The following is a 5,302-nucleotide window of genomic DNA, read 5'->3' on the forward strand; positions in this document are numbered from 1 at the left end:
TCGCGGAATCAGTGGCGGTCGCCTTGACGGAGTCCATGGCCTGCTGCGCGGGTTCCTTCAGGTCCTCGGCAACCTGCTTGGCCGCGTCGGTCGCCTCGGAAACCAGCGGTTGAGCCTTCTCCTTGACGGCCTGAGCCGCCTCTCTCTCCTTCTGGCTCGCCGGAATGAGCGACGAGACGAGGAGGCCCGCGCCGAACGCGATCAATCCTGCGGCGAGCGGATTGCCCTGCGTTTTCGCGGTGACCCGCTGCGGTGCGTCGTGAAGTGCATCGCCGGCGTTCTGTGCTGCGTCCTTCACCGACTGGGAAGCATCATGGGTGCCGCCCTTGGCCGAATGGCCGACGTCGTGTGCAGAACCCATCACGCTGTCCTTGACGTTGCCAAGCGCGTTCTTGACCTTGTCGGTCTGCCGGTGGGCGATGTTTGACGGGCTCACCTTGTCGGCGACAGCGTCTACATCAGTACCCAACTCCTGGCGGGTGCGTTCGATATCCGCGCGGATCTGATCAGGTGTCTGGTTCATGGCGTGTGCTCTCCTGGTTTCAACGTAGGCGGAATTTCCTTGACTGTCTCAGCGGTCTGCGGCATGCCCTTGATCGACTTCATTTCCTTCTTGCCGGTCAATGCGAGAACGGCGGCAATGATGCCCCAGATCACGGCAACGATCACGGATGCCCAACCAAGGCCCACAAGCTCGGCCAGACCCCACATAAGGGCAAGTGAGAGGAAGAGAAGTACAAAGTGCCCGGCGACGGCGGCGCCGCCGAACATTCCCGCGCCCTTGCCGGCGCGGGTTCCTGACTCGCGCAGCTCGGCCTTGGCCAGCTCGAGTTCCTGGCGCATCAGCGTCGATAGATCACGCGTCACTTCGCCGAGGAGATCTCCGAGCGATGCGTTGGAGCTGCGATCGTTGTCCGGGTTCGGCGGCGGCTGGGCCGCATGTGATCCGTGGAGATGTTGGTCAGTCATTAGCGGAAGTCCCTCCCTGTCTCAGTTCCGGTAACCCCAGGCTGGCTGAGGGGGGTGGTGGGGGTGACGGCCGGCGTCGTTGTCGGCGGTGCCGTCGGAGGTGAGTCGATGCCGGCGCCATAGGCAGGCACGTCGGTTCCGAACTCATCCGGGACCGGCGGGTAGGTTGCGACGTGCTGTCCACGGGCGGCTGACCCGGAGGGGGTGCCGGCCGATGGCGAGCCGTTCGAGTCTTGGCCACCGGCCAGGCCGCGCGTCATCCGTCCGGCGAGCAGGCCGGCACCCGCGGCGATCAGCAGGAATGTTCCGGGACGGCGGCGGGCGAAACTTGTCACCTCGTCCAGCAGCGATCCCGGATCCCGGCCGTCGAGCCAGGATGCGGCGCTGCCGGTACGCTGCGCCACCTGCTGTACGAGCTGCTGGGCGGTGCCGCCCTCAGCGTTCTGCGCCATGGAGTTCAGCTCGTCGCTGATGGAGCGCAGTCCGTCGGTCACCCGCTGCTGCTGGGTGCCGGCCTGGCTTTTCAGGGTGGCTCCGGCCTCGTCCAGGAGGTTCCTGGCCTGGGTTCCGGCTTCATTCGCTACATTCTTCGCTTCGGAACCTGCGGTGTGTGCAACGCCCTTGGCTGCGTCTACGCCCTGCCGCCCTACATCCTTGGCTTCACCCTTTGCAGCAGACGTAGTGGATTGTCCCGAGGACGAGGGGGTCTGCGTGCCCGGCTGGGTCTGTGCCCCGGGCGTTGAAGTTACCAGCGGGTCTTCTGACCAGTTCTGTGTGCTCATAATGACTCCTTTATTGATGTGGAGGACTTCTGGGAAGTAAGTCATCGCTTCTACACAATAAGCATGCTTAGCATATGATCACAAGACCGCAACGAAAACTCCCAGCCTGTCCGACCGATCCGCCGGGCCCTGCGTGAACAGCCAGCTTAGTATTTGAAGCGAGACACGGCTAGGGCAGCAGGGTACAACCGAGGAGGCACCATGACTTCACCCACCGAATCATCCAGGAACGACGACGTCAGTATCGTGGCGTGCCCCGACGGACCCCTGCTGGTGAGGGGCGAGGTGCCAATTGTCACCCCGGCCGGTGAATCCGTGCCCCGACGGCGAAAGACTGTGGCGTTGTGCCGATGCGGCGCCTCCACGATCAAGCCCTACTGCGACGGCACGCACAAGCTGATCAACTTCCGTACTGAGCCGGAGCTGCCGGCAGATCAGCGGTAACGACCGGGCAAACAGAAAGGCCGCCGGCTCCGCTCTGGAGCGGTACCGGCGGCCTTTCTGAACGGAATGACTTTCGCTACTCAGCCAGGTACATTCCCTGCCAGCCCTGGCCAATCTGCTGGGCGCCGCTGAAGCGTCCGGCGCCGTCGCCGCTGTACAGGACCAGGTCACCCTTGCTGTTCCGTGCGATCAGGTCGGCGTTGGAATCTGCTCCCCAAGGGCCGGGCCCGACGAATCCAGTCATGGAATTCCACCCCGCGCCCGGCTGCGACCTACCGAGGAATCCGCCCTTGCCGTTCCCTGCGTACAGGTAGAGCGCACCCTCCGAGTTCCGGGCCAGGAGATCGGAGGTTCCATCACTGTTGAAATCACCGGTGCTCAGCAAGGCAGTCATCCCGCCCCAGCCGTTTCCGATTTGTGCTTTGCTACCCCAACCGCCCTTGCCATTGCCGGGATAGATGTAGAGGGCTCCATCACCCGTGCGGGCCAAAAGGTCAGGGTGGCCGTCGCCGTCGAAATCACCGGGTGTGACCAGCGCGGTCATGATGCCCCAGCCGTTTCCGATCTGTACGCCAGCTTTGACGGTGCCGGTGCCCGTACCCGTGTAGAGCCAGAGGCGGCCGCCGCTGTCCCTGGCCAGGATGTCGGAAATGCCGTCGCCGTTGAAGTCGCCCGGAAGCAGGATCATGTTCATTCCGCCCCATCCGGATCCCAGCTGCACCTTACGTCCGAAGGTTCCGGTGGCAGTGCTCGGGTATAGCCAGAGGCCACCCGTGGAGTCCCGCGCAACAATATCCGGGTACCCGTCACCGTTCATGTCCGTGCGTCCATTGCGTTCCGTCGGCTGCGGAGCAACAGGCTCAGGCTCAACCGGCGCCGTTTCCACCGGAGCCTCGGCTGCGGCCTGGACCGTCACGGAGGCGATCAGCAGGTTGTTCCACCCGGAGCCCGCTGCGACCTTGCCCGCGAATCCGCCGGTGCCATTGCCCTTGTAGAGCCACAGTGCCCCGCCGCTGTCACGGGCCAGCAGGTCCACCTTGCCGTCTCCGTTGTAGTCACCGGATCCGACGATCGCGCTCATCACGTTCCATCCGGTACCGATCTGGCGCCGCGGAGCGAATCCGCCGGTGCCGTTGCCTGCGTAGAGGTAGAGATTGCCGGCGCTGTCCCGCGCAATGATGTCCGACTTGCGGTCGCCGTCGAAATCGCCGGGGCTGAGGATCGCGGTCATGACCTGCCACCCGGATCCCGGCTGTGAGCTGGACTTCCAGCCGCCGGCGCCGTTCCCCGAGTAGAGGAAAAGTGCTCCTGCGCCGTCGCGGGCGAGGACGTCCACATTGCGGTCGCCGTCGAAGTCGCCGGGGGTGATCAGTTCGGTCATGCCCTTCCAGCCGGATCCGATCTGCACGCCGGACCGGACGGTACCGGTGCCTGTTCCGGCGTAGAGCCACAGGCGCCCGCCGCTGTCACGGGCGAGGATGTCAGCGAAGCCGTCACCGTTGAAGTCACCGGGCAGGACGATAGAAGTCATCCCACCCCAACCGGAACCGATGAGCGTCCGGGTACCCAGGGCGCCGGTGGACGTCGTCGGATACAGCCACAACTGGCCGCTCGCATCACGTGCCACCACATCCGGAACTCCATCGCTGTTCATATCCGAAAGCGAAGACGCCGGGAACGGATTGGTGTCGATCGTGACGGAGGCAGCTGAGTCGGAGACCGAGTTGATCCGGACAGCGGTTCCGGCGTGGGTCATGAACGTACTGCCGGCCTGCCAGGCCGTGTTGGTTGCGTAGTAGCCCGAGTAGGGCTTGCTCGAGGGCATCAGGAGCAAGGACGAGGCCGTTGTAAGCCCGCCGCTCTGCACTACCTTCACACCGCGGTTGCCGTTGGTAGCAGTATTCGCGTCAAACCCTACGGGGACGCGCAGTTCCAGATAGTAGACCTCATTGCTGCGCGGATCCGTGAACTTCACCGCCCGGTTGGAGGCGGTGCCGGCCCAGGGCCTGAGGGTGTAGGTCTTGCTGCCGGACGCAACGCCGACATTGAGGATTTCGTCTCCCCGACCAAAGCCGCCGTAGTCCCAGAAGCTCGAGCTGATTGCCGGAGTGTCGAACCAGCGGGAGATGCCCATGAGGTCGGACGTGTCACCGTAGTGGCGTATTGAGCAACCTGTTCCGGAGAAACTCGCGGTATCCGGCTGACCGCTTGCGCACTCCAGTGAGTCTGAGTGCATCAGGCCCAGTACGTGACCGAACTCGTGGGTTACAACGTTGGTGGTGAAGTTGGCCAGTTCCGAGGTGTACGGCATCAGGATGCGGCCGCTCGTGCCGCTGCTGCTCCAGCCGTAACCCAGGTATCCCTCTTTGAGTGCCTTGGGAGTGAAAACGACCAGCGCGGTGTACGGGCTGTAGGACCACTTCAGCTCCGCAGTGACCTTGTTCATGATCTGGTCGTAGGTGTCGGTTGACTTCGCAGTCGTCTTGAAGTTGGTGACCCTGGAAGCAACCGACATTGAAAGCCGGCCGTTGGACATACTCTTCCAGTACTTGGAGGAAACGCCGATCGCCTCCTCGGCCACGGTCATGGGCACGGTTGCGGTGCTGTCCGCAAGATCCAGGGTGACCAGCCTGACCTTGATATCGCCCGCACGGGAAAGCGTGCCGCCGGCGCCGAGCGGCGACATCGCTGCACCCTCCGTCGTCGAATCCAGGCTGCGGCCGTCGGTCGACGTCCGGCCTTCGTAGGTGTGGTCCGGGTGGTTCGGAATGCCGCCCGCGAAAAGCTCTTCGAGCCCCGCCGGCGCCTCCACTGCATGCGTTTCCTCTGCGTGCACGTCCTCTGACGGGGCCGGCTCGACGGCGGTCGCCGTGACAGGCGCCTCTTCCACCGGTGCGGGAGTAGCAGCCTCACTCGGTTCCGCACTAGCGGTCGATTCCTGGGTTGCAACCGTCGTCGGCTGGACCTCCTGCGCGGAGGCGGAATGCACCCCGGCGGAGAGGCTGGCAGCCAGAAGAAAAACGCCGGTGAGCGCAGCGGTGGAACGCTGGAATAAGAGCATGTTGGTCCTTGATGGTGCGAGTGGGGTGGGGCTGGCGCCGCCGTGT

5 protein-coding genes are annotated in these 5,302 nt (G+C 64.2%); 1 reads left to right on the forward strand and 4 read right to left on the reverse strand.

The window, feature by feature from the left end; translation table 11 throughout:
* From X803_RS0110485 to X803_RS21085, 3 genes are all read right to left on the reverse strand, one after another.
* A partial coding sequence (locus X803_RS0110485; RefSeq protein WP_026545102.1) for a DUF3618 domain-containing protein occupies window positions 1-523 on the reverse strand: 523 nt, incomplete at its 3' end.
* Complete coding sequence (locus X803_RS0110490) at window positions 520-969, reverse strand: phage holin family protein (protein ID WP_026545103.1); 450 nt, start codon at window positions 967-969, stop codon at window positions 520-522. The genes X803_RS0110490 and X803_RS0110485, both read right to left, overlap by 4 nt.
* A complete protein-coding gene (locus X803_RS21085; RefSeq protein ID WP_051470662.1) occupies window positions 969-1,751 on the reverse strand; it encodes a hypothetical protein in 783 nt (260 codons plus the stop codon). The genes X803_RS0110490 and X803_RS21085 overlap by 1 nt, the downstream gene beginning before the upstream one ends.
* 201 nt (window positions 1,752-1,952) lie before the next feature.
* Here X803_RS21085 and X803_RS0110500 point away from each other — a divergent pair, with 201 nt between their 5' ends.
* Window positions 1,953-2,195 carry a CDGSH iron-sulfur domain-containing protein gene (locus tag X803_RS0110500; protein WP_026545104.1) on the forward strand — a complete coding sequence of 81 codons (243 nt, stop codon included), beginning with the start codon at window positions 1,953-1,955 and terminating at the stop codon, window positions 2,193-2,195.
* A 76-nt stretch (window positions 2,196-2,271) separates the two neighbouring features.
* Here X803_RS0110500 and X803_RS19250 read toward each other — a convergent pair whose 3' ends face one another.
* Window positions 2,272-5,256, reverse strand: a complete 2,985-nt coding sequence (locus X803_RS19250) for an FG-GAP-like repeat-containing protein (protein WP_051470663.1) — start codon at window positions 5,254-5,256, stop codon at window positions 2,272-2,274.
* Between the last annotated feature and the right edge of the window lie 46 nt (window positions 5,257-5,302).

The organism is Arthrobacter sp. 35/47 (genome assembly GCF_000520475.1).
Lineage (GTDB): Bacteria > Actinomycetota > Actinomycetes > Actinomycetales > Micrococcaceae > Arthrobacter_D > Arthrobacter_D subterraneus.

What these genes read in the sequence shown, in the direction of transcription:
- X803_RS0110490 (WP_026545103.1), bottom strand. Translation starts at nt 969, where the DNA reads ATGACTGACCAACATCTCCACGGATCACATGCGGCCCAGCCGCCGCCG.
- X803_RS21085 (WP_051470662.1), bottom strand. Translation starts at nt 1,751, where the DNA reads ATGAGCACACAGAACTGGTCAGAAGACCCGCTGGTAACTTCAACGCCC.
- X803_RS0110500 (WP_026545104.1), top strand. Translation starts at nt 1,953, where the DNA reads ATGACTTCACCCACCGAATCATCCAGGAACGACGACGTCAGTATCGTG.
- X803_RS19250 (WP_051470663.1), bottom strand. Translation starts at nt 5,256, where the DNA reads ATGCTCTTATTCCAGCGTTCCACCGCTGCGCTCACCGGCGTTTTTCTT.